Source organism: Lentisphaera profundi (assembly GCF_028728065.1).
GTDB classification, from domain to species: Bacteria; Verrucomicrobiota; Lentisphaeria; order Lentisphaerales; family Lentisphaeraceae; genus Lentisphaera; species Lentisphaera profundi.
This window is the reverse complement of sequence record NZ_CP117812.1, coordinates 2,354,476-2,376,968: the sequence shown is the minus strand read 5'-3', so window position 1 is coordinate 2,376,968 and position 22,493 is coordinate 2,354,476. Positions and strand designations below refer to the sequence as shown.

Below are 22,493 nucleotides of genomic sequence, written 5' to 3'. Positions count from 1 at the left end.
AATGATCCTAAAAGTTAATTGAGTTCGCCTTTGGTGCGAAAGTGTTTTTGTTTGAGGAAATCAGCAACTTGTGGTCGCTTATCCCCTTGGAGTTCTAAAGTGTCTTCTTTTACTGTTCCGCCACTGCCGATCGATTTTTTTAAATCGCTGAGAAGGTTCATCATTTCCACTAATTCAAGCACGGGTTCAAAGCCATAAATGACAGTGACTTTCTTGCCCGCGCGACCTTTTTTCTCTAAGCGTATACGGCAAGTGGTATGGGCTATTTTATTTTTTGCTTTTGCACTTCCTTCAATATCTTTAGCGATACAGTCGACTTTTAAGTCGGCGAAGGGGTTGACTGAAAAGCCTTTTGACTTAAGTGGTTTTTTATTCTTGCCCATCAAAGAAAACCTTGTAATGATTTGTTAAATTAGGGTTTAACTGAGTGGCCAGATTTAGATAAGCTTGAGCCATTTTCTCATTTTTAAACCAGTCCATGAGTAATGCCGCTTTAAAATAATCTTCTGCAGCAGATTCTTTCAGTTCTTTCGCAATCGCTTCGGGGCTATCGAGAACTTGATCGAGTTTGGATTTAGCAAAAAATTCCAAAACTTTTGCAAATTGGATATCCTCTAATTGGGTGACGTCAACTTCGAGTGTGAAATCAGCACCTTTACGACCCATAAGCAATTGATCATTTTTGACTTCTAAAAAGCCATCGATGCTATCTTCGAATTCACGGGAAAAAACTTTGCCTTCATAAGGAGTATTTGAAAGAACTTTAATGAGGTAGAAACGTATGCGGTTTAAGAGGCGCAAGCGCTCATGCTCAATAGCTTTGCGTTGAGAGTCGGGCTGAGAATTCAGATAATCGATGAATTCTGAAATAGTGGGGCTGAAATCGAGATTGTTAGGGAAAGGGCGTTTTTCTTTATTAGCCATAACAGGTGCGAAGTCAGTAAACTCTTCTTCGAATTGATTAGGGGTCTCAGTTTCCTCTATTGGAACATCCACAGCTAAAGGTACGGTAACGGGCTCTTCAATTATAGGAGTCGGAGTGGGGATTTCTACAACTTCAATTGAGGGTTCTACCGTCTTCGTGTCGCTAGTCATGTCTTCTGGAATTATATCATTTGGCATAGGATCATCGGGGAGAGCAACAGCAATATCCTGAGGATCTTTAGGAACTTCTACGGGCTTAGCATCTACCTCAGACGCTTTGTCTTCCGAGCTGTTATTTTGACTGAGGAAAAAGCCTATAACACAAATAAGAACTAAGATGATAGCAATAATGGCAATGGGGCTTTTTTTCTCCTTGTCATTGAGTTGAATCAATAAATCTTCATGGGCAAGATCGGTATCTTGGAGTTTCGCATGTTTGAATTTATCTTCGTCTTTTTCTAATGGTGGCTTAGAGACAGGTGTTTTCATGCGAGTGGCAGCAAGATTAGCTTTTTGAGGATTCCGCAGTTTATCTAATTCTTTTTCAGTTTCACTGAGAGAAGGGCGGTCACTAGGACGAACCGAAAGCATTTTTTGTACAAAATCACAGAGCTCCTGGGGAGTGTCACTCCTTAGATCTGAAAGTTTTTCAGGAGTCTTTTCCAGGTGGAGATCCATTAAGTCTTCTTGATTAGAAGCCTCATAAGGGATCTTACCTGTAATAAGTTGTTGAGCGATTAAACCTAAATGAAATACATCTACGGTGGAGTCGGTATCTTTGCCTTTGTGGATAAGCTCTGGAGAGACAAAATCAGTGCCATAAAGACTTTTGTCTTTTTGGTCGAGCATTATCGTGTAGAAGATATTGAAATCGGTGACTTTGATTTGACCATCAGAATTAATCAAGATATTACGAGGACTTAAATGATGGTGATATTGTTTGTGACGGCTGTATTCGAGTAAGCCTTTGCTGACTTCGTGTAAAGTTTTTAGGCAGGCATTAATGGGGAGCTCACCCTTGGCCTTGGTGATAAAGGCTTCTAATGATTGTTGATTCATGTATTGACTTACCATGAAAAACTGTTCTTCAAAAGTTCCAGACGTATAGATGGGGACGATATTTTGTTGCGTAAGAGTGGCACTGAGACTAAGTTTTTCAATGAGCGCTTTTACAAGGACTTCATTGGCAGATATGTCTTTGTTGAAAATTTTAATACAAACTTCCCTATTCAGAGACAAATCGAGCGCTCGGTAAACTTTAGCAAATTGATTGTCAGAGAGCTCATCTTCTAAAAGGAAGTGTTGAAAACGCTTTGGTACGATTATTTTTTCGGAACAATGGGAGCACGGTATTTTATCAAAAGCTTTTTCTTTAGAAAAATCGTTTAACTTACCGCAGGAATGGCATTTAACTTTATTGAGTCCATTGGGATCGATGTGCTCTTCTTTGGGAGCAGGTGCGGGTTCTTTTTTGGCAGTAGTTTCGACTACTGGCACTTGTACAGTCTCAGGAGTTTTATCTTGAATGGTGGTGGCGTTCGTGACTTCCACCTGATCTTTCATAGTTTCATCGAGCGCAGTCTGCTTGGCGGTCGCCACTTTTTCCATGGCATCCGTTGTTTCGTCTTTTTCTTTGGTGTTAGAGCTACTATCTACTTTCTCAGGGGGCTTATTCGTAGATTTTGAGCCGGGGAGATTGATGTCGGTTAGTATTGCTTTTTTAGCTAAGTTCTTGAGGCGATCGATATCCGATGTGCTGACAGAACTAGTTTCTGTCTTCTGATTTTTAGGCTCTGCAACAGGCTTGCTTTGGAGTGTTAAATTTTCTTCTGGAACTTGGATCTTCGCATTGCATCCAGGACAAAAAAACTTGGAGTGAATGACAAGACCAGATACGTCGAGTTTGGCATTACATGCGGGACAGAAAATTTTGCTTCCTTCAGGTAAGGATGCTTTGCTTGCTTGGTCAGACATTACAACTCCTAAGCTTAAAAATGAATCAGATAAAATAAACGAAAAACCCCGAATCACAAAGCTTAGCTTTGTGTACGGGGTTGAATTGTGATAGAAAAGTTAGCTTAGGCTTTAAGTAAGCCTATCTCGAGAGCATAGTCTTCAATTTTAAATTCAAAGTCATAGGATTCAACTATTACGAAAGATATCGAATCGGTAAGCGTTTCTCCGCAGATATATTCAAGATGTTCTTCTATGGCTAATTGAAGGTTAGGATCACTTTTAACGTTTAGAGCAATTCTGTCGCCGACATTGAAGCCCGCTTCTTTTCTTGAGCGCTGGATGCGATTTACGACTTCACGAGCAAGGCCTTCACGAAGCAGTTCAGGACTTAAATTGCAATCGAGTTCAATAGAAATTAAGCTATTGGAGAGCGCATCATGGCCTTCGCGAGCTTCGCGAAAGATATCAATGTCACCTTGAGTAAAAACCTCTCCACCTAGTTCGATTGAACCATCGCGTTCAAAATTGGCAATGTCAGCTTCACTAAGTTTTTTAATCATGCCAGTAAATTTCCCCATTTGTTTACCAAGTCGTTTTCCTAATGCAGGGAAATTTGGTTTAGTGAAAAAGTTAATGTACTTGGCTTCGTCTTGATCATATGCAACTGATTTGATATTGAGTTCAGTTTTGAGGTAGTTTTCAAGACGAGAGATCTCTTGAAGCAAATCTTTGTCTTTATGGATCACGGTAAGGCATTGCAAAGGTGTCTTAACTTTGATCTTCACTTGGTTTCGTTTCTGTCTGCCCAGAAGAATGATTTGATTCATGCGATCGACGGCGTCTTCAAGTATACTATTAATTTTACTTTCGTCAGCGGTGGGGTAATCACAGAGGTGAACAGACTCAGGAGCAGAGCTATTTGAGTCCATACTCTTAAGTTCTTGGAAGATGAATTCAGAGAAGAATGGCGCAAAAGGAGCCATGCTAATACTGAGTTCATTGAGGGCAGTGTAGAGTGTTGAATAAGCTGCGCACTTATCCTCTTCTAGGCCTTCAGCCCAAAAGCGACCGCGGTTGAGACGGATATAAGTATTTGTGAGGTCTTCAATAAATGTAAATAGTGCAGGCACAACATTATAGAGTTGGTAGGCATCCATCTCTGTAGAAATATTTTTCTTGAGAGTTTGAAGATTCGAAATGAGCCAGTTGTCGGTGATATTGTCACCTTCAACATAGTGTTTGGCGGGATCCCAGCCATCGAGGTCGGCATAAGTTTTGAAGAATTTGAAAGAATTGAACCAAGGAAGGAGGGCGGTGCGAACCATATCCTTTACGCCCTTATCATCAAATTTTTGCTCTTCGCCTCTTACGAGTCCAGAAGTGATAAGATAAAGTCTAAGTGCATCGGCACCAAAGTCTTCCATGAGGCTGTCAGGCGCGGTGAAATTGCGTTCAGACTTAGACATCTTACGGCCATCTTTCGCAAGTACGAGTCCATTGACGATGACGTTTTTAAATGCAGGCTTATCAAAAATAGCAGCTGATAAAACCGTGAGTGTGTAAAACCAACCACGAGTTTGATCAAGACCTTCGGCAATGAACTCTGCGGGAAAACCGGCATCAAAAACTTCTTTATTTTCAAAAGGGTAATGCAGTTGAGCATAAGGCATTGAGCCTGATTCAAACCAGCAATCAAAAACTTCGGTGATGCGTTTGTAGGTCCCTTCTTCTCCAGGGATAGTGAAATGGACTTCGTCAGTGTGCTCTCGGTGGAGATCACTTAACTCAATGCCAGAGAGCTCTTTGAGTTGTTCGATGGAAGAGATGCAGATTCTATTATCTGTTGTATCATTGATCCAGATCGGCATAGGTGTGCCCCAGACACGGTTTCTGGATATGGCCCAATCCCTCGCGCCTTCGAGCCATTTACCAAAACGTCCTTCTTTGATGTGCTCTGGAACCCAGTGAATCTGTTTGTTGGCAGCAATCATTTTGTCTTTAACCGCTTCGACATTTACATACCAAGAAGGAATGGATTTGTAGATGAGTGGAGTCTTGGATCTCGGGCAGAATGGGTAGGAGTGAAGGTAGGAGCTTCTTTCGTAAAGACGGCCACGTTCTTTTAAGTCTTTGATAATTTCTTTGTCGGCATCTTTTACGTATACGGCAGCATAGTCAGTGACTTTTGAAGTGAATTTTCCGGCGTCGTCAACGGGGCATACAGTAGCTTTTATATCAGCTTCTTGCATGACGCGATTATCGTCTTCACCAAAGCCTGGCGCTAGGTGGACAATGCCGGTACCGCTTTCTGTGGTGACGTAATCATCATTGAGGATTTGAAAGCAATTTTCTTCTGCGAGCTCCGCAAAATAGGGAAATAAGGGTTCGTATTTACGGCCTTTTAGATCGGCGCCAGTAACGGTTTCGAGTATTTCGAGTGAGTTCTTTTTTCTGTAGTGTTCGAGACGAGCTTCGGCCATGTAAAAAACTTTTTGACTTTCTTCATCACGAACTTTTACGTAGCTGATTGCTGCGTTTGTACAAAGACATAAGTTGGAGGGTAGAGTCCAAGGTGTAGTTGTCCAAGCAGCTAAGTAGGCGTCTTCGTCTTGTAGTTTGAAGAAAATGGTAACGGCGGGGTCTTGGACATCTTGGTAATTTGATCCGGCTTCGAAGTTAGAGAGGACGGTGCCAAGTGCAGTCGAAAAAGGCACGACTTTTGTTCCTTGGTAGATGAGCCCTTTTTCCCAAAGTTGGCCAAAGATCCACCACACAGATTCCATGAAGTCTGTATCCATGGTCTTGTAGTCGTTCTCAAAGTCAACCCAGCGACCAATGCGTGAAATAGTTTTTTCCCATTCGGAAGTGAATCGTTGTACGATGCCACGGCATTCTTGGTTATAAGCTTTGACGCCGATTTTTTCAACGGCATCTTGCGCACTCATACCGAGTTTTTTATCTATCTCATGTTCAATAGGTAAGCCATGGCAGTCCCATCCAAAGCGGCGCTCAACATAGCGTCCTTTCATGGTGAAATAACGTGGGATGATATCTTTAAGAGTCGAAGCGACTAAATGGCCATGGTGAGGTAAGCCCGTTGCGAAGGGAGGACCATCATAAAAAATGTACGGTGGGCAGTCTTTTGTTTGCTCAAGAGATTTTTTAAAAATCTCTTTTTCGGTCCAAAAATCTAAAATCTTTTTTTCGCTCTCGACAAAAGAAAAATTCTCGTGTTGATTCTCGTTTTCCATGCTTTAGCTCGCTGATAAATTTAAAAGTTCGCTAATATGCTTTTTATTTGATTTTATGCCAATCAATTTTGTGATTCAAAGCTAAGGCAATTGAGGAAGTTAAAATAGTGAAGGTAGAATAAAAAAGGCCTCTTTGTGAACAAAGAGGCCTCTAAAGGGGATATGAAGTTTGCTTTAAGAGCTTTTTTTACTCTTAGTTTTTTTGAGTATGTACTCAGGTTCTGAGCCGTTTGCAACAAATTCTTTATTGATGATGACTTCTTTTACGTCTGTACGACTAGGAAGTTCAAACATGAGTTCGAGCATTGATTTCTCTAGGATAGAGCGCAATCCACGAGCACCAGTACCTTTGTCAATGGCTAAATGCGCCATTTCTTTTAAGGCGTCATCAGTAAAGTTAAGTTTTATGCCATCACTCAGTAAGATATATTGATACTGTTTGATGATGGAGTTTTTGACGTTGGTTAGAATATGAACCAAATCATCTTCTTTGAGTGGATTAAGAACAGATATCACTGGTAAGCGCCCTATTAGCTCGGGGATAAGCCCGTACTTGACTAGGTCGCCGGGTTCAACTTCGCGCATGATTTCTTCGATATCTGCGTCAGATCTAGTTCCTTTGCCTTGTTCGCCAAAGCCAATAACGCGACGTCCTAGGCGACCGCGAATTACATCTTCAAGTCCTACGAATGCGCCGGCGCAAATGAAGAGAATATTACTGGTGTCGATTTGGATGTAGTCTTGGTTAGGATGCTTGCGACCACCCTTAGGAGGAACGTTGCAGTGTGTGCCTTCAATGATTTTCAGGAGAGACTGTTGAACGCCTTCGCCTGATACATCACGAGTGATTGACATGTTTTCGCCTTTTTTGGCTTTTTTGTCAATTTCATCGACGTAAATAATTCCGTATTGAGCTTTTTCGATATCGCCATCTGCAGCTTGGATCAGTCTGAGGATGATATTTTCAACATCTTCACCTACGTAGCCAGCTTCAGTAACGGTAGTAGCATCAAAAATCGTAAAGGGAACATCGAGAGTTTTCGCTAGAGTTTTCGCTAAAAGAGTTTTACCACAGCCACTAGGGCCAAGTAATAAGACATTACTTTTTTCCATCTCTAAATCGCCTCTGCCTTCTGGATGGAAGAGGTTATTTTGTACACGTTTATAGTGATTATAAACAGCTACAGATAAAGTGCGTTTGGCATAGTCCTGGCCGATAACAAAGTCGTCAAGGACAGATTTAATTTTCTTTGGAGCCAGAAGATTAAAGGGAGATTTCGGTGCGTCCGCTACCTTTTCTTCTTCTGCTACATCGGCCATGCTTTGTTGAGGAAATAGGATGTCAGAGCATATTTCTACGCAATCACTACAGATGTAACTTCCTGTAGGACTGGAAATGAGTTCTCCAGTTTCCTCTTTATCGCGAGAGCAGAATGAGCAAGTAGGTGCTTTTTTTGAAGACATATTAAGCTTTCTTTGTCATTATGTGATCGACAAGGCCGTAGGTTTTGGCTTCTTCACCACTCATGAAATAGTCTCTGTCGGAGTCTGTTTCAATAGCGTTGTAATCTTTTCCTGTGTGGAGACTTAGGATGTCATAGAGCTCTTTTTTCAAGCGCTTGATTTCAGCAGCCTGAATAGTGATGTCTGCCGCAGTACCACCAGCACCACCCGAAGGTTGGTGAATCATCACACGTGAGTGTGGTAAGCAGTAGCGTTTTCCTGTAGTACCTGCAGCAAGTAAAACCGCACCCATGCTCGCCGCTTGGCCGATGCATACAGTTTGAATGTCACAAGATAAGATTTGCATTGTATCATAAATCATGAGACCGGCAGTGACTGAGCCACCAGGACTATTGATAAAGAATTGAATATCTTTCTTAGGATCTTCCGCCTGAAGAAAAAGGAATTGTGCAACTAATAAAGAGGCAACGTGATCATCAACTGGAGTACTCAGCATGACAATTCGGTCTTTTAGTAGTCGTGAGTAAATATCGTAACCGCGTTCGCCGTTAGCGCTCTGTTCAACGACCATTGGTACGTAATGACTGTTTTGTGGATTCATACTGAGATTCTCCGAATTATAATGAATTAAGCGTTTTTACCTGAAGCGATGTCAACAATTTTGTCTAAAGTCTTGTCCATGAGGACGTGATCAGTAAACTCGTGAAGAGAATTTGTTTGTTGAAGTTGCTTAGTGAGGTCTTCTACACTCATGCCATAGTGCTGAGCCATGGAGTAAAGTTGCATTTGTACTTCGTATTGATTGAGTTCAACTTTTTCAGCCTTTGCAACTTCTCTTAGAATCATGCGAGTTTTAAGATCTTTAGTAGCGCGTACAAGAGCTTTTTCTTGTGTAGCAGCTTCTGCGGTCTTGTCTTCATCGCTATGTCCACAGTCATCGTTGTGTACGTGATCATGATCATCGCCACAGTCGTGGTGGTGGTCAAGTCCTTCTTCAGACATGATTGTGTGTACTTGTCTGTGTGCTTCTTGATCCAATAGTGATTGAGGTAAGTCACAATCAAAACCTTCGAGGAGTTGATCGACAATGATATCGCGCTGCTCGCTGCGTTGCTTGTTCTCAAATTGTGATTTGATTGATTCTTTGATTTTTCCTTCAAGGTCAGCTACGTCAGTTGCGCCAGCTTGAACAGCGATTTCGTCGCTGAGTTCAGGAGTGTTGCGTCCATGAACTTCGATGATGTCCGCAGTGTATTCAACAGCTTTGCCTGCTAAGTCGTCTTTATGGAAGTCGGCTGGGAAGTTTGCAGTCCAAGTAACTTTGTCGCCTTTGCTTTTTCCTGTGAGAGCTTCAGTAGCACCAGGGATGAAACCGTTTTCTGTGAGTGGGATCCAGCGATCTTCACCGCAGAGAACATCTTTAGTGGCTTCAGTAGCTTCGAGGTCAGTAGAGAAGTTTGATTTAACAAAGTCTTCTTTTTCTGCAGGGCGATCAACAACTTCCATTGTAGAGAAGCGTGCAGTCATTTCCGTGAGAGCTTCTTTGATTTTAGCTTCGTCTTCAACGTATTCTTCTAGTTCAACTTTGATGGACTTATAATCAGGAAGAGTGATTTCTGGATAGATATCAATCGTGATAGTAAAAGCGCAGTCTTCGTTGGCTTTAGGAGTGAATTCTGCTACGTCGAGGTAACCAGCGATTTCGAATTTTTCGTTTTCGCGCGCTTTGTCTACGACTTGAGAAACGAGCTTTTCACGAATTTCTTTAGTGATTTGCTCACCGTATTTTTGTAGAATGAGTGTACGAGGAGCTTTGCCATCGCGGAAGCCTGGGAGTTTTGCTTGTTGTCCAATTTGCTTACAGGCGTTGTTGAAAAGTTTAGTAACGTCTTTTGCTGGGCTAGTAGCGGCGATTGCTTTACGGCAAGGAGAAACTTCACTGATAGAGTAAGTGAGTGCTTGGCTCATTATATATTTCCTAATTTTATTTATTTAAAAAGTATGGGCTTATTTCTGCCGCTTATTATTTTTCGTATTAGATCCGGCAAAAAATCACGAACTGTAAAAATGAAGTAATAAGTGTTTTTTTCCACTCGTAACAAGTTTTTTTTGAATAAGTGCCTAAAAAATCCAAAAAGACTGCTTGTTAGCTTCTCTAGAGATGAATGCTGGCGAATTCGAAATGCATTTTGACTTATGACTAGTTTTTGAGCTTGTAGATGGCTAATCAAGATAAGATATTGTGCTAAGTGTAAATAGAATCAATCAATAGGATTTGAATATTATGGAAATTCAGTGCGATAAGTGTGGCAACCAGAATCCCCTAGGTGCAATTTTCTGCAGAACATGTGGTGAAAAGCTTGAAATGAAAGAATTGAATCCAAAGGTTAGCAATTCAGCAACTAAAAGTAAAATGAGTTCTTTTGTACTAAGGCAACTGATTTCTCTAATCGTTTTTATTCTTATAGCACTCATTGGCGTTGGAGCTTTTCTGAAGCAGGATGTGCCTAGCTATGAAGATGAGCTAAAAAAAGACGTAGTAGTGAAAAAGCAGAAGTACTTATTTAATCGTCTAAATAAGGTGAGTAAATATATGCGTTTGAAGAAACTGAGCCTTACCGAGGCAGAAGCGGCCGCAGTGGTGAATTATGATTTAAAAAGTCGCTGGGAATCAGATGAAGGCAAGGCAGCGGCAGTGGATGCCATTGTCGTTCCTCAAGAGTTTTATGTAAAGATTTTAGATTCAGAGAGACTTAAATTTATTTTGAGAGTGAAACTCAATAAAGGATTTGAAACAGATCTTTATTCATCGGTCACTTATAAAATCGTTAATGATGAAGAAGCTGGTACAGCTGAGTTTGTTCTCGATGGAACAAGTCAAGGTTGGGTGCCAGTGCCCACTGTTGCGAGTATGACAATCCAAGCAAACTTTAAAAGCATGTTAGCGGAATCAGATAAACCAGAAGAGATGGTTAAACAAATTGCAAGTATTGAATTAGATCCTGAAGAAGGCTTAATTGTGATTAATTTCGTAGAGCCACCGAAGAAAAAGAAGTAGTTGCGACACTGATTTTATGAAACAAGTTCTTTTTTTAATAACGACGCTTTGTTTGTCCTTTACCCTTTTCTCCCAAGAGACGCCTACAGTAGAATATACTCTAGAGGCAAATGTTGAAGAGAGCCAAGCTGGCAAAACGCAAGATTCGACTAGCGCAAATTCATCCAAGTCTGAAGTTCCACAAAAAACAGATGTTTTGGCTGTGGGGAAACTTTCGACAGAAAGTCCTAAGCCTGGTGCATTAAAACAGGTATCAGCCAAAGTGGATGGCTTTATCGAAGCAGTTACAGCAACAATATTTGACGTTTTGTTTTATGACCTTTCTTTTGGTTTAGCTAAGGTGGAGCTTACTGATAAAGACGGGGATCCTATTTATGAAACTAAAATGATTAGCGGTGTAGAACAAAAGCTTCCTAAGAAAAGTTCTGGTATCCCTCTTATTGTAGCTACGCTAATGTTGGGCGGGATATTTTTCACTATCCGTTACAGTTTTATCAATTTACGATTGTTCAAACATGCGATAGCCGTGGTACGAGGTAAGTTTGATCGTCCAAATGAAGCGGGTGATGTTAATCATTTTAAGGCTCTAACTTCTGCGCTTAGTGCAACAGTTGGGCTGGGTAATATTGCAATGGTGGCAATCGCGGTTAAAGCAGGAGGGCCAGGAGCCATTTTTTGGATGATTCTAGCAGCTTTTTTTGGTATGGCATCAAAATTTTCTTCTTGTACTCTTGCTCAAAAATATCGCATTGTTAATCCTGATGGGACATTTTCTGGGGGGCCAATGTATTACTTAGAATTGGCTCTTAAAGATAAAGGCGTATTTTTGAAAAACTTTGGCAGTGCTTTAGCAGTTCTTTATGCGTTGATGATTATGGGGGGTGCGCTTGGAGGAGGCAATATGTTCCAAGGCAGTCAAACATTAGCCGCCATTAGTAAAGATTTTTTTAACAATGAAATCAGTACTAATATGCAGTGGGGCATAGGCGTGGCTATGGCAGCCCTAGTAGCATTGGTGATTTTGGGTGGTATTAAACGTATTGGTACGGCCACTGAGTTTATAGTTCCTGGGATGTGCGCTCTTTACGTCATTGTCTCATTAGTGATAATTGGCTCTAATCCAAAGGAGATTTTTCCTGCAGTAAGTAGCATTATCTCAATGGCGTTTAGTAATGAAGCTATGTTTGGTGGGTTTATTGGTGTCTTAATTATGGGTGTTCAGAGGGCTGCTTTTTCTAATGAAGCGGGTCTTGGCTCTGCGTCAATTGCCCATGCGGCAGCAAAAAATGAAGAGCCAGTAATGGAAGGTGTGGTGGCAATGATCGGGCCCTTTATTGATACAATTATAGTATGTAGTATGACGGGCTTAGTTATCGTCATTACAGATGTTTGTAATATACACCCGGAGTTTGATGGCTCTCAGTTAACTTCAGCAGCTTGGGGTACACTAGGCGGAGTTATGCCTCAGATTCTGACAGTATGTATAGTTCTTTTTGCCTTTTCGACGATGGTATCTTGGTGTTATTATGGTGAACGAGGATGGATTTACTTAGTCGATCGCTTTTATAAAAACGGAGCAGGAGTGAGTACACTTGTATGCTTCAGGGTGATATTTGTTCTTTGCGTACTTGTTGGATTTGTGGTAGAGCCTGGATCGGTATTGGACTTTTCGGATGCGATGATCCTCGGGATGGCATTGCCAAATATTATAGGGATGGTCATTTTGTCGGGTAAAGTACGCGGCTGGGCTAAGGATTATGTTAATAAATTAAAATCGGGCGAAATTGCCCCAACTAAGTAATTGGAGAGTGTGATATGTACAAGAAACTAATATGGGGTACTTTTTTCTGTTCAAGCTTTATCGTTGCGGCTGATGAGCATGGGAATCGAAATGGAGAAGTTTCCTTCGATAAATCAGGCGAAGAATACCTCGTTGCGGGGCGTGACTTTGTTTTACTTGACAAGAATGGCACTGAAAAGAAACTTTTGAATCGTAATGGCTATACAATAACCACAGCCAAATTTAGTAGTGATGATAGTTATATTGTGGCTTTAGAAGGCCAAACAAAGCAGTTAAAAGTTTTGGATAAAAATGGAGTAGAGAAAGCAAGTCTACGACTCAATTATGCTATTTCTTCTAGTGTAGAATTACACGTTACGGGTTATGATAGCACGATAGCTTTATCCTCAAATAAACAAATATATTTTTATGAATATCGCGATGGTAAAATTGTGAAACGCGCAGAGTTGCCTTTCCCAGATTCTACATTTATCAACGCGTATGATATCAGTAAAGATGGTAAGTACATATTTGTTAACGATAGAAGATTCATCATTTTGAAATCTCCAAAAACATGGATTTTTAAGCCTGCGAAAAGTTTTGTGAAGGTGACAGGAAAAATCAGAAAAGTACGTATAGCTGAAGATGGTAGCAAAGTTATGGTTTTACACCAGAATGGCCGTGGTGTCTCTTTGCATAATGCGAATACTGGAGATTTGATACAAAGTTATATGTTGACTTCTGCGATTAATGAAATTGAGTGTGATGATAAATTATCAAAAGCTTATTTTAATGGTGGCAATCTCAATTTAGACACAGGTCGATCAGAGGTGAGTAGGAAATTCCCTGTAGGGAAGATGAATATGAGCGCAGATTCAAGTGCTTACTCAGTGGGATCCTTAATTAAGCGTTCAAATAAAGTAATGGATGTTAAAGCCCCTTATCAATTATTTAGCACAGCTAAATTCACAGGTGATGTATTACGCGTCAATGAACTGGATAAAAGCTATGAGATCAATATCGAAACAAAGAGCGTGAGTAAAGTGGCTTCTAAGTCATTTGCTACAGGGCGTTTTCAAGGTTTAGTGGGACAGAGTAGTGATGGTCGCTATGGTGTTGATGCGTCGGGGAGACTCTATGATTATCGCCAAAAAGCATTTGTCGGTCGCCCTTTGTTTGGTACGGGTGGTTTCGCTCTTGCGGCAGACATTTCTGCAAATGGTGATATTGCCTTTGTCGCTTCTAACAAAGTATATATTTATAACTATATAAGCAAGAAGTCTGTAAAGAACTTTGATTTGCCTGTGACGCTCAATAGCGAAAGTCAGATCAATGTAGTTCTAAGTCCTGGTTCCGCGCATTGTGCGATCTCATATGTAGATGCCGACGCGAGTACAGAGGTCTTGGTTTATAATCTGAAATCGTCGAGATTTTCGTCTTTATCCAGAAAAGTAACTGCGGCTAAATCCTTATTATTTGTTTCAGATGATTCCTTAGTGATTGCAGGTGGTAAGGCAATTTTGACAACAGAATACAATGGTAATAAATGGGTGGTGAACGATTCAAAATCATTATTAATTGAATCGGGAGCACTTTATAAAGTTGTTATTGACGGAAATAATGTTGCAGGTTTAAATGAAAATGGTCGTATCCATTTATTTGATTACCTTAGTGGGCGTGAAGTTTATACAGTGGCCTTAAAAGACGGCAAGACAAGCATGCGTGCAGTAGGAAAATAAGCACTTGTTCAAGGCTTTATTTTTTGATATGGATGATACACTCTGTGATACACAGGGTGCCAATCTAAAAGCCGTCAATTGGCTAATTAATGAGCTTTCATCTCATGATCATTTTGATCATGAGACTTTTGTGAGTCAGTACTTAGCGGCTATTTACCGTGAGCTTGATGAAGAGCTTAAGCAATTGACTTCAGTCATTGATGATGAATCCGATTATCGTCATTTTGTTTTTGATTATTTTTTAAAGAAACATGAGATCAAAGCCACTGATGATCTGATGTCTTATGTATCCTTATTTGATAAAAAACGCATTGAATACTATGATTTTTATTTAGGTGTAACCGCAATGTTAAAGACTTTGCGTAGTCAGTACAAAATCATTCTTATTACTAATGGTCCAGCGTACTCACAAATCCCAAAAGTTGAGCAAGTAAAGATGAAAGATTATTGTGACCATATTATTATTGGCGGCCTCGAGCCCGAGCAAAAGCCAGCTAAAAGCATTTTTGATAAAGCTTGTAGCGTAGCCAATTGTTTGCCAAATGAAGCTATTCATTCAGGGGATTCATTAAACTCAGACATAAAGGGTGCGAAGGCAGCTGGAATCAAAACATTTTGGATTCTACCGAAATTTACTAGTTTTTCAGAAGGTAATAAAGAAAGTGATTACGTGTCTAATACCATTTTAGATATTGATAAAATTTTGGAGTCAGAGCTCTAATGCCGAACGTTTATGATCAGGACCTAATAAAATCATTCTGGCCAAAGCTTATGTGTCCAGTACGTATGAAAGATATTGCACATAAACGTGAGCCCTTGCCGAATGCTTATTCGGGAGCACGTACAGCATTTGAATCCGATCATGATCGTATTTTATTCTCTACGCCTTTTCGTCGCTTGATAGATAAAACTCAGGTTTTTCCGCTAGAGAAAAAATACGATACTATTCGTCGTCGTTTAACTCATAGTTACGAGGTGAGTAGTCTAGCGAGAAGTTTTGGGAATGATTTGGTATTTAATTCACCGGAGCTTTTTCCGGATGCGATTTTACCACAAAGAAATATACCCGTAGTTTTAGCCACTATTGGCTTAGTACACGATATGGGTAACCCTCCTTTTGGTCATGAAGGGGAAAGTGCGATTCAGTATTGGTTTAGGCGCAGGCTTGAAGCAGAGCCGGGCTTATTTAAGGGTTTTACTGAGCAACAGCAACAAGATTTTTTGAAGTTTGAAGGAAATGCTCAAACAGTAAGGATTGTGACTCATCTTCAGGTGCTTAATGATCTGTATGGCTTAAATTTAACGCTTGGGACTTTATCTGCTTTACTAAAGTATATAGTTCCTTCTCATAAGGTGAATAAAAAGCAAGACTTAGCTAAGGGCAAGTTTGGCTATTTTGCATCTGAAAAAGCTGTCATAGATGAGATAGAATCGTACACGGGTTTACATGAACAAAGAAATCCATTAACTTATATTATGGAAGCCTGCGATGATATTGCTTACTCAGTTTTAGATATCGAAGATGCCGTAAAAAAAGGTGTTATTTCTTATGCAGATATTATTTCATTTCTAAAATCTGCTAATGAAGAGGATCCCGATGAGCATGTATCGGAAGTCATTAATCGTACGTCCAGAGATTATGGGAATTACTCCGATATTGATGATTTATCTTATCATGAACTTAATGATATCGCCATGGTCAAATTTCGAGTCTATGCAATTAATACTTTAATGCAGAGTGCTCGCCAGGCATTTACAGATAATTATATGGCGATTTTGAAGGGTGAGTTTAAGCAGGACTTACTTGTAGTTTGTGGAGCGAAGCGTTTGTCAGCATTATTAAAGAAATTTTGCTATCGCCACATATACCGCAATCGTGATGTCCTAGGGCTAGAGCTTCAAGGCTTTAATACAATTACCGGTCTACTCGATATATTTTGGGAGGCAATTAATGATTGTGAAGACAAGGGTGAGCTAGCGAGTCCTTATTCAAAGTATGTCTTTGAACGAATTTCAGAAAACTATCGTCGCGTTTTTCACCATGCCGTTCAGCAAGGGGAGTTTCCAGAAGCTTATTGTCGTATGCAGTTAATGACCGATATGTTATCGGGTATGACCGATACTTATGCAGTCACAACCTACGAAGATTTACTCAAGAGAAAGCAATAAAAAGAGCTGCCTAAGAAAGCAGCTCTTTTAGTCGATATTTCTTAACTAACTAATGAATTAAGAAATTTTACCTGTGCCTGAAACGATGTGTAGATCTCTTTGTGGGAATGGTATAGATATACCTTGAGCATCAAATTCTTTTTTGACTTTTTCATGCATATCGAAATATACATCCCAGTAATTTACAGCTTTACACCAAGGGCGAACTGCGTAGTTAATACTGCTATCACCATGACCTGAAATAGAAACCATTGGTGCAGGTTCTGTTAGAACTCTAGGGTCAGAGGTCAAGATATTCATTAGTACACTTTTAACTTTGTCATTATCATCGCCATAGCTACAGCCGAAAGTTAAGTCAACACGGATGTCTTCTGTTTCGGTAAAGTTGATAATTTTGTCTGCAGTGAGTAATGAATTAGGAATGACGGCAGTTTTATTATCAGGAGTAATGAGTTTAGAGGTGAAAAGTTCTATTTCACGTACAGTGCCGACGGTTCCGCCGGCATCAATAAGATCACCGACCTTGAAAGGTTTGAACATAATAATTAAAATACCCGCAGCAAAATTTGAAAGTGCTCCTTGTAAAGAGAGGCCAATCGCAAGGCCTGCGGCACCGACAACTGCGACCATGGAAGTGGTTGGCATGCCAAGCTTAGTTAATGCACCAATGATGACAAAGACGACTCCTGTTGCATTGATGAGGTGGCTAGCAAATTTCACTAATGTTTCATCAGTTTTACTTTTTTTCATTAAGTGGCAAATATATTTCGTTGCATAGCGAACAACTTTGACACCAATAAAGTAAATGATGATGGCATGGATAATGGGGAGACCATACACTTGTAAAAATTCGAAACCTTTTTCCATGAGGGGAAAAGTTGATTCAGACATTGGTTCACTGCCTATGATGGCATCTGCTTCAGTTGGAGCTACAGCATCAGCGGCAGCAAATAAAAATGAGTTCATAATTCTATCCTATTTTTTGTTATGTGAAACAAAATAGTGGATAGAATAAAAAACACCAAATTTAGTAATGATTTAATCGAATGATTTGAGTTTATGTTCTAACTGCTTGGTGATAGAGAGTGACATCAGCACTGTTAATGAGTGATAAATAAGTACGCCATTGATACCAGCGTCACCTTTGGCAAAGTCTTGAACGCGATGACTTAGGTTAGTAAATAAATCATTGAGGATGTTGAGGTAATCAGCATCCTTTTTGTCGTCACGATTCTCATTCTGAAGTTTTTGTACCGCAAAAAATAAAGTAAAAGCATGAATGACTTCTTCTTTTGTGGGAAAAGGGGGGATGAAATCGATGATTTTTCTTGCTTGGCGGCCAACGGGGCAGGCAGATTGAAAAACGGCAATTCGTACAAGTTCACCAGTAATATCTTGCAGTGGTCGATCTTTAAATTCTATATAGCGACCAGAGCTCTCCCATACTTTCACAGTGGCTTTATCAATAGACTTTTTATTGATGATATTTTTGGCATAAGAATTCAGTGCTCGTGCTGCAGGACAAGTAGGGTAATCGCCTTGTGCAAGGGTACAGTTGGCACATTTATGATTATCTAGCTTCAACCAATCAGCCTTTGAGTCATTGCCATCTTGCTGGATATTTATACTTTTGGTATGGGTATAATCAAAGCCCCAACTAATGGGTTCACCATCAGCTTCATTATTAAAAATTATTTCCATCTTCTTTATCATTTTATAAGGTATGCTTTGAGAATTGGCAATCAAAGTTTTTAAGCAGCTTTATCTGAAATTGTCGGGAAATGAAGACAGTTTAACCTATATTCATTGATATTTTTAAATTAATTAAGGTCACTATAATGATAGCGCATTTAAAAGGGCAGTTAGTTGAGCTCGAATTGAGCAGTGCAGTGATCGATGTAGGTGGAGTCGGGTACTATGTAGATATACCCATGAGCACTTATGATCGCCTGCCAAAAGTAGGCTCACCGGTGGCGTTGCGGATTCATATGGTGGTACGAGAAGACGCCATGAGTCTTTATGGTTTTGCGACAGATGACGAAAGAAGTTTTTTTAAGATGATTACATCAGTGAGTGGCATTGGTCCAAAATTGGCCTTAGCCGCGCTATCAGCCTTTCCGATTGAAACATTTTGTGAAGCGATTCAGGAAGGCAATGTAAAAATCTTGAGTAAGGTTTCAGGTGTCGGGAAAAGAATGGCAGAGCGCATGGTCGTTGAATTGCGAGATAAAGTAAGTGCTTTAGGCCTCACTTCTGCGATGGTCGCAAGGATAGCAGATGACGATATGTCTGCACAAGATAAAGAAGCATTCAATGATGCCATTATGGCTTTAGAAGCTTTGGGTTACCGTCCAGATATGATTAGGAAAACGGTCAAGAGTATCTTTGATTCACTGACTGTGGAGCAACGCAATTCAGAAAATATAATTAAAGCAGCTCTGTCTGCATTGAATAGCTAGGTCAATATGTCTGAAAACTTTTTTGAATCAACTCTTAAAAAAGAGAGTGGCGAAAGCGAAAATATTTTGCGTCCCAAGTACTTTGTGGATTTCCCCGGGCAAGATCAAGTAAAAGAACGCTTGTCGATTTTTGTGGAAGCGGCCAAGATGCGCGATGAAGCCATGGGGCACTTTATTTTGAGTGGTCCTCCTGGCTTAGGTAAGACGACTTTAGCCTACATAGTGGCTAATGAACGTGGCAAAGGAATTAAAACTTCTTCCGGCCCAGTCCTAGAAAAACCAGGCGATCTAGCTGGCTTACTCACGAGTTTGACTGATGGAGATATTTTATTTATCGATGAAATTCATCGCCTCCCAATTGCCATTGAAGAATACCTGTACTCGGCAATGGAAGATTTTTTTATCGACATCATGATTGATCAAGGTGTGGGGGCGAGGTCAGTACGACTCAATATTCCTAAATTCACTTTAGTGGGAGCCACAACGCGCTTAGGCTTATGTTCGGCCCCACTTAGATCTAGGTGTCAGCATGTTCATCGCTTGGAGTATTATAGTCCAGAAGAATTAGGTCGCATCGTGAAACGTTCATCTGAACTCATTAAATGCGAAATGGATCATCAAGCGAGTGATGAAGTGGCCGGCCGCAGTCGTGGAACACCGCGTATTGCCAACAACCTCTTACATTGGGTGCGTGATTATGCACAAGTGAAAGCAGATGGCTTTGTGACTTTGGAGCTGGCGAATAAAGCCTTGAATATGTTGAATATTGATAGCAATGGCTTGGATGAAATGGATAAGAAAATTTTGAAAACAATTGCTTTCAATTTCGAATGTGGCCCCGTAGGCATAAAAAATATTGCTGTAAGCGTAGGCGAAGAAGTCGGGACATTAGAAGAAGTCTATGAGCCCTACTTGATTCAAGAAGGATATTTAGTGCGGACACAAACAGGACGAGTTATTTCACGAAAAACTAAACAAATGCTTGGCGTTCAAGAAAACCAAAGCAATGAACAGGATTTACCAAAATTATGAAAAGTATGACGGGTTATGGCCGCGGCGAAGCCAGCATAGAAGATTTTAGTATTATTGTAGAGTTATCTACAGTGAATCGTAAAGGCTTAGATATGCGGGTGAATTACCCACGTGAATATCTAGCTTTAGAAGGCATTATCCGGAAGAAAATTGGTGCAGTATTAGCGCGTGGAATGGTGACTGGCAGCCTCAGTATTTCATTAAATTCCGGCGCATCAAAAGCTAAAATCAATAAAGAATTGATACTTTCGTATATTGATCAACTCAAAGAAATCCATCAAGAAATTGGAATGGACTTCACTCCGGATACAGTGCGCTTAATGAGCATCCCTGGAGTATTGGAAGATAGTGGTAAGTCTTTTGATGAAGCAAAGCTCATTGTATGTGCGAGTGAAGCTTTAGATAAAGCCTTAATTCAATTACTTGAAAATCGCACCAGAGAAGGTGCGGAAATGAAAGTCGATTTGGTGAAGCGCTATGAACTCATGCATGACTTACAGCAAGAAATTGAATCCACTTATCCTCAGGCCTTAGAAGAATATCGCGAACGTCTAAGTGAAAGAATCAAAGAAGCGGCACTCGATGTAGATATCGATGAAAATCGCATTGCTCAAGAACTGATTATTTATAGCGATAGAAGCGATATTACTGAAGAAGTGGTTCGTTTACAGGCTCATTTAAAGCAATTTAAAAAACTTATTGATAAGACTGAGCCGGTGGGCCGTGAAATGGATTTCCTCATGCAAGAAATGGGCAGAGAAGTTAATACGACGGGATCAAAATCGAGTCACGCAAGTTTGTCAGCACTCGTAGTTCGCTTTAAAGCAGAATTAGAAAAGTGTCGTGAGCAGATGGCTAATGTCGAGTAAAGTACCCAAGACGGCTGAAGAAATTGAAGAAATGCTTCGACTTGTCCGTAAAAAAATTACTCGAGAAACGGAAGGCCATGAAGTCTTAGATTTTTTGTGTACCAAATTCACCTATCGATCCCGAGAAGTTTGGATTGAGTCCTTACAGGATGGAAGCTCTCAAATCAATGGCAAAGCCATTGACGATCATCATTATATCCTCAAAGCGGGAGATATTGTTTCACTTGATGTGACTAATATTCCGGAGCCCAAAATTGATGCGGATTTCAAGGTTATTTATGAGGATGAAGATATGTTGATGGTGGAAAAAACGGGTGACCTCCCCGTGCATCCTGCCGGGAGCTTCTTCAAAAATACGCTGTGGTATTTCCTTGTGAAAAAGTATGGAAATGTTCATATTATGAATCGTTTGGATCGCGAGACTTCGGGCTTAGTTCTGGTTGCAAGGCATTCTAAAGCGGCATCCGTTTTGGGTAAGCAATTTGAACGCCGCCAAGTTGGGAAAGAATATGATGTCGTAGTGGAAGGCAATGTGCTTTGGGACGATTATGTAGCAAAGGGCTTTATGGGGCCGGCTGAGTCGAGTCTAATTCGCAAGAAATTTTCCTTCACTGAAGACGAAAACTGGCAAGAGCATGGCAAATTCTCTGCGCATACCGATTTCTCTGTTTTGCGAAGATCGCAAGAACTAAGCCATTTACATTGCCGTTTACATACGGGAAGGACACATCAGATTCGTGCCACTTTATTGTCTTTGGGTTTTCCCTTAGTAGGAGATAAAATTTATGGTCTTGATGAACAATTTTTCTTGTCCTTTATTGATGGCGCACTAAGCGCAGAGGACAAAAAGCGTATGCGTGTAGGGCGTCAAGCTTTGCATTGCTCACTGATGTCATTCGTACACCCCATGAGCGGAGAAGAGCTCGTATTTAAAAGTTCTTTGCCTAAAGAATTAGAAGAACTTATATTAAGCTAAACTAGGTGCAATCATGTTGAGAGAAATTAAACATAGCTGTGGGCATATCGAAACTTATCAAATTGCCAATGGCCAGTTCTCTCGCATGAAAAAATTTCATCAAGCTCGACTCTGTAAAGAATGTTGGAAAACCGAAGCTCAGGATAAACAAAAATTTGCGAAAGCAGATAATGCTCGCAGTGGTTTACCAAAACTTACTGGTATGCCCACATTAATTCCTAGTGCCGAGCTCATTCGCTATGATTTTTTTAAGTTTATAACTGAAAATGTTAATGACTTAAAAGAGAAAGGAAGTGAATTCCAAATGGCGGTAGACCTTTTGCGATCTAAGCAAGAAGCCGCGTGGTGGCATGCCCATAAGCGTGAACGCTTTGTGCATTTATTTGATGTAGCGATGGATCATGCCGCACATAAGATGAGGCTGAAGGCTCTCGAGCCGAAAATCCAACAAAGACTCAAAGATTTACATTTAGTGCCTTTGTCAGGCTCAATCAAACAAATTCAATGGGGCGATTCCATTCGCCAGCATTTACTCTTGGATTTGATTGGCGTCGAACTCTGCTTGGAAGAAGCGCTTCATGATCAAGAGGCTTGGGCCGAGTTTATGCATCGACTTTGCCATGATTTAGAACCCGTCCCTAAACAATTAGAAAAAATGTCTCGGGACTTAGCTTTAATGGATGCCGCAGGGCACTGGATAGAAATCCGTCACTATTCAATCGAAGAAGTGGTGCGCTGGATGCATCGACCAGAATCATTGGCGCGAATGATGCACATGATTCAAGGTCGCTTTTTCTTTGTTTTAAATCTCTAAGA

General features: G+C 40.5%; 18 protein-coding genes. 10 read left to right on the top strand and 8 right to left on the bottom strand.

The annotated features are described in order from the left end of the window. Positions 1-14: 14 nt before the first annotated feature. The 6 genes from PQO03_RS20775 to tig all read right to left on the bottom strand — a co-directional run bounded on the left by PQO03_RS20775 (position 15) and on the right by tig (position 9,563). On the bottom strand, positions 15-383 hold the full coding sequence (locus tag PQO03_RS20775; protein ID WP_274153124.1) for a translation initiation factor: 369 nt from the start codon (positions 381-383) through the stop codon (positions 15-17). After that, the gene (locus PQO03_RS20770; protein ID WP_274153122.1) at positions 370-2,898 is read right to left on the bottom strand and encodes a serine/threonine-protein kinase; all 2,529 of its coding nucleotides are present in this window, start codon (positions 2,896-2,898) and stop codon (positions 370-372) included. The genes PQO03_RS20775 and PQO03_RS20770 overlap by 14 nt, the downstream gene beginning before the upstream one ends. Positions 2,899-3,002: 104 nt before the next feature. Beyond that, complete coding sequence (ileS, locus tag PQO03_RS20765) at positions 3,003-6,131, bottom strand: isoleucine--tRNA ligase (protein ID WP_274153120.1); 3,129 nt, start codon at positions 6,129-6,131, stop codon at positions 3,003-3,005. Between the two features lie 174 nt (positions 6,132-6,305). Beyond that, a complete protein-coding gene (gene clpX / locus PQO03_RS20760; RefSeq protein ID WP_274153118.1) occupies positions 6,306-7,595 on the bottom strand; it encodes an ATP-dependent Clp protease ATP-binding subunit ClpX in 1,290 nt (429 codons plus the stop codon). A 1-nt stretch (position 7,596) separates the two neighbouring features. After that, positions 7,597-8,196, bottom strand: coding sequence for an ATP-dependent Clp protease proteolytic subunit (locus tag PQO03_RS20755; RefSeq protein ID WP_274153116.1), 600 nt, complete (start codon positions 8,194-8,196; stop codon positions 7,597-7,599). Positions 8,197-8,222: 26 nt separating this feature from the next. Next, the gene (gene tig, locus PQO03_RS20750; protein WP_274153114.1) at positions 8,223-9,563 is read right to left on the bottom strand and encodes a trigger factor; all 1,341 of its coding nucleotides are present in this window, start codon (positions 9,561-9,563) and stop codon (positions 8,223-8,225) included. Between the two features lie 316 nt (positions 9,564-9,879). Here tig and PQO03_RS20745 point away from each other — a divergent pair, with 316 nt between their 5' ends. The 5 genes from PQO03_RS20745 to dgt are packed head-to-tail and all read left to right on the top strand — an operon-like array spanning position 9,880 to position 16,341. Further along, a complete protein-coding gene (locus PQO03_RS20745) occupies positions 9,880-10,653 on the top strand; it encodes a zinc ribbon domain-containing protein (protein ID WP_274153113.1) in 774 nt (257 codons plus the stop codon). Positions 10,654-10,669: 16 nt separating this feature from the next. Further along, positions 10,670-12,454, top strand: a complete 1,785-nt coding sequence (locus PQO03_RS20740; protein ID WP_274153111.1) for an alanine/glycine:cation symporter family protein — start codon at positions 10,670-10,672, stop codon at positions 12,452-12,454. A gap of 14 nt (positions 12,455-12,468) precedes the next feature. Further along, positions 12,469-14,172 (top strand): hypothetical protein, encoded by a 1,704-nt coding sequence (locus PQO03_RS20735; protein ID WP_274153109.1) that lies wholly within the window; start codon positions 12,469-12,471, stop codon positions 14,170-14,172. A 4-nt stretch (positions 14,173-14,176) separates the two neighbouring features. Then, entirely contained in the window at positions 14,177-14,893 is a 717-nt protein-coding gene (locus PQO03_RS20730) for an HAD-IA family hydrolase (protein ID WP_274153107.1), read from the top strand. Continuing rightward, positions 14,893-16,341, top strand: coding sequence for a dGTP triphosphohydrolase (dgt, locus tag PQO03_RS20725; protein ID WP_274153105.1), 1,449 nt, complete (start codon positions 14,893-14,895; stop codon positions 16,339-16,341). Before PQO03_RS20730 ends, dgt begins: the two co-directional genes overlap by 1 nt. Positions 16,342-16,398: 57 nt before the next feature. Here dgt and PQO03_RS20720 read toward each other — a convergent pair whose 3' ends face one another. Both PQO03_RS20720 and PQO03_RS20715 read right to left on the bottom strand, forming a co-directional pair. Next, complete coding sequence (locus PQO03_RS20720; RefSeq protein ID WP_274153103.1) at positions 16,399-17,307, bottom strand: mechanosensitive ion channel family protein; 909 nt, start codon at positions 17,305-17,307, stop codon at positions 16,399-16,401. A 72-nt stretch (positions 17,308-17,379) separates the two neighbouring features. Further along, the gene (locus PQO03_RS20715; protein WP_274153101.1) at positions 17,380-18,042 is read right to left on the bottom strand and encodes a DUF6901 family protein; all 663 of its coding nucleotides are present in this window, start codon (positions 18,040-18,042) and stop codon (positions 17,380-17,382) included. 137 nt (positions 18,043-18,179) lie between these two features. Between PQO03_RS20715 and ruvA the strand changes: the two genes are divergently transcribed. The 5 genes from ruvA to PQO03_RS20690 are packed head-to-tail and all read left to right on the top strand — an operon-like array spanning position 18,180 to position 22,491. Next, positions 18,180-18,800, top strand: coding sequence for a Holliday junction branch migration protein RuvA (gene ruvA / locus PQO03_RS20710; RefSeq protein ID WP_274153100.1), 621 nt, complete (start codon positions 18,180-18,182; stop codon positions 18,798-18,800). A 6-nt stretch (positions 18,801-18,806) separates the two neighbouring features. Beyond that, positions 18,807-19,832 (top strand): Holliday junction branch migration DNA helicase RuvB, encoded by a 1,026-nt coding sequence (gene ruvB, locus PQO03_RS20705; RefSeq protein WP_274153098.1) that lies wholly within the window; start codon positions 18,807-18,809, stop codon positions 19,830-19,832. After that, positions 19,829-20,701, top strand: a complete 873-nt coding sequence (locus PQO03_RS20700; protein ID WP_274153096.1) for a YicC/YloC family endoribonuclease — start codon at positions 19,829-19,831, stop codon at positions 20,699-20,701. Before ruvB ends, PQO03_RS20700 begins: the two co-directional genes overlap by 4 nt. After that, positions 20,691-21,677, top strand: coding sequence for an RluA family pseudouridine synthase (locus tag PQO03_RS20695; protein ID WP_274153094.1), 987 nt, complete (start codon positions 20,691-20,693; stop codon positions 21,675-21,677). The genes PQO03_RS20700 and PQO03_RS20695 overlap by 11 nt, the downstream gene beginning before the upstream one ends. Before the next feature lie 13 nt (positions 21,678-21,690). Further along, positions 21,691-22,491, top strand: coding sequence for a hypothetical protein (locus PQO03_RS20690; protein WP_274153091.1), 801 nt, complete (start codon positions 21,691-21,693; stop codon positions 22,489-22,491). The last annotated feature ends 2 nt before the right edge of the window (positions 22,492-22,493 follow it).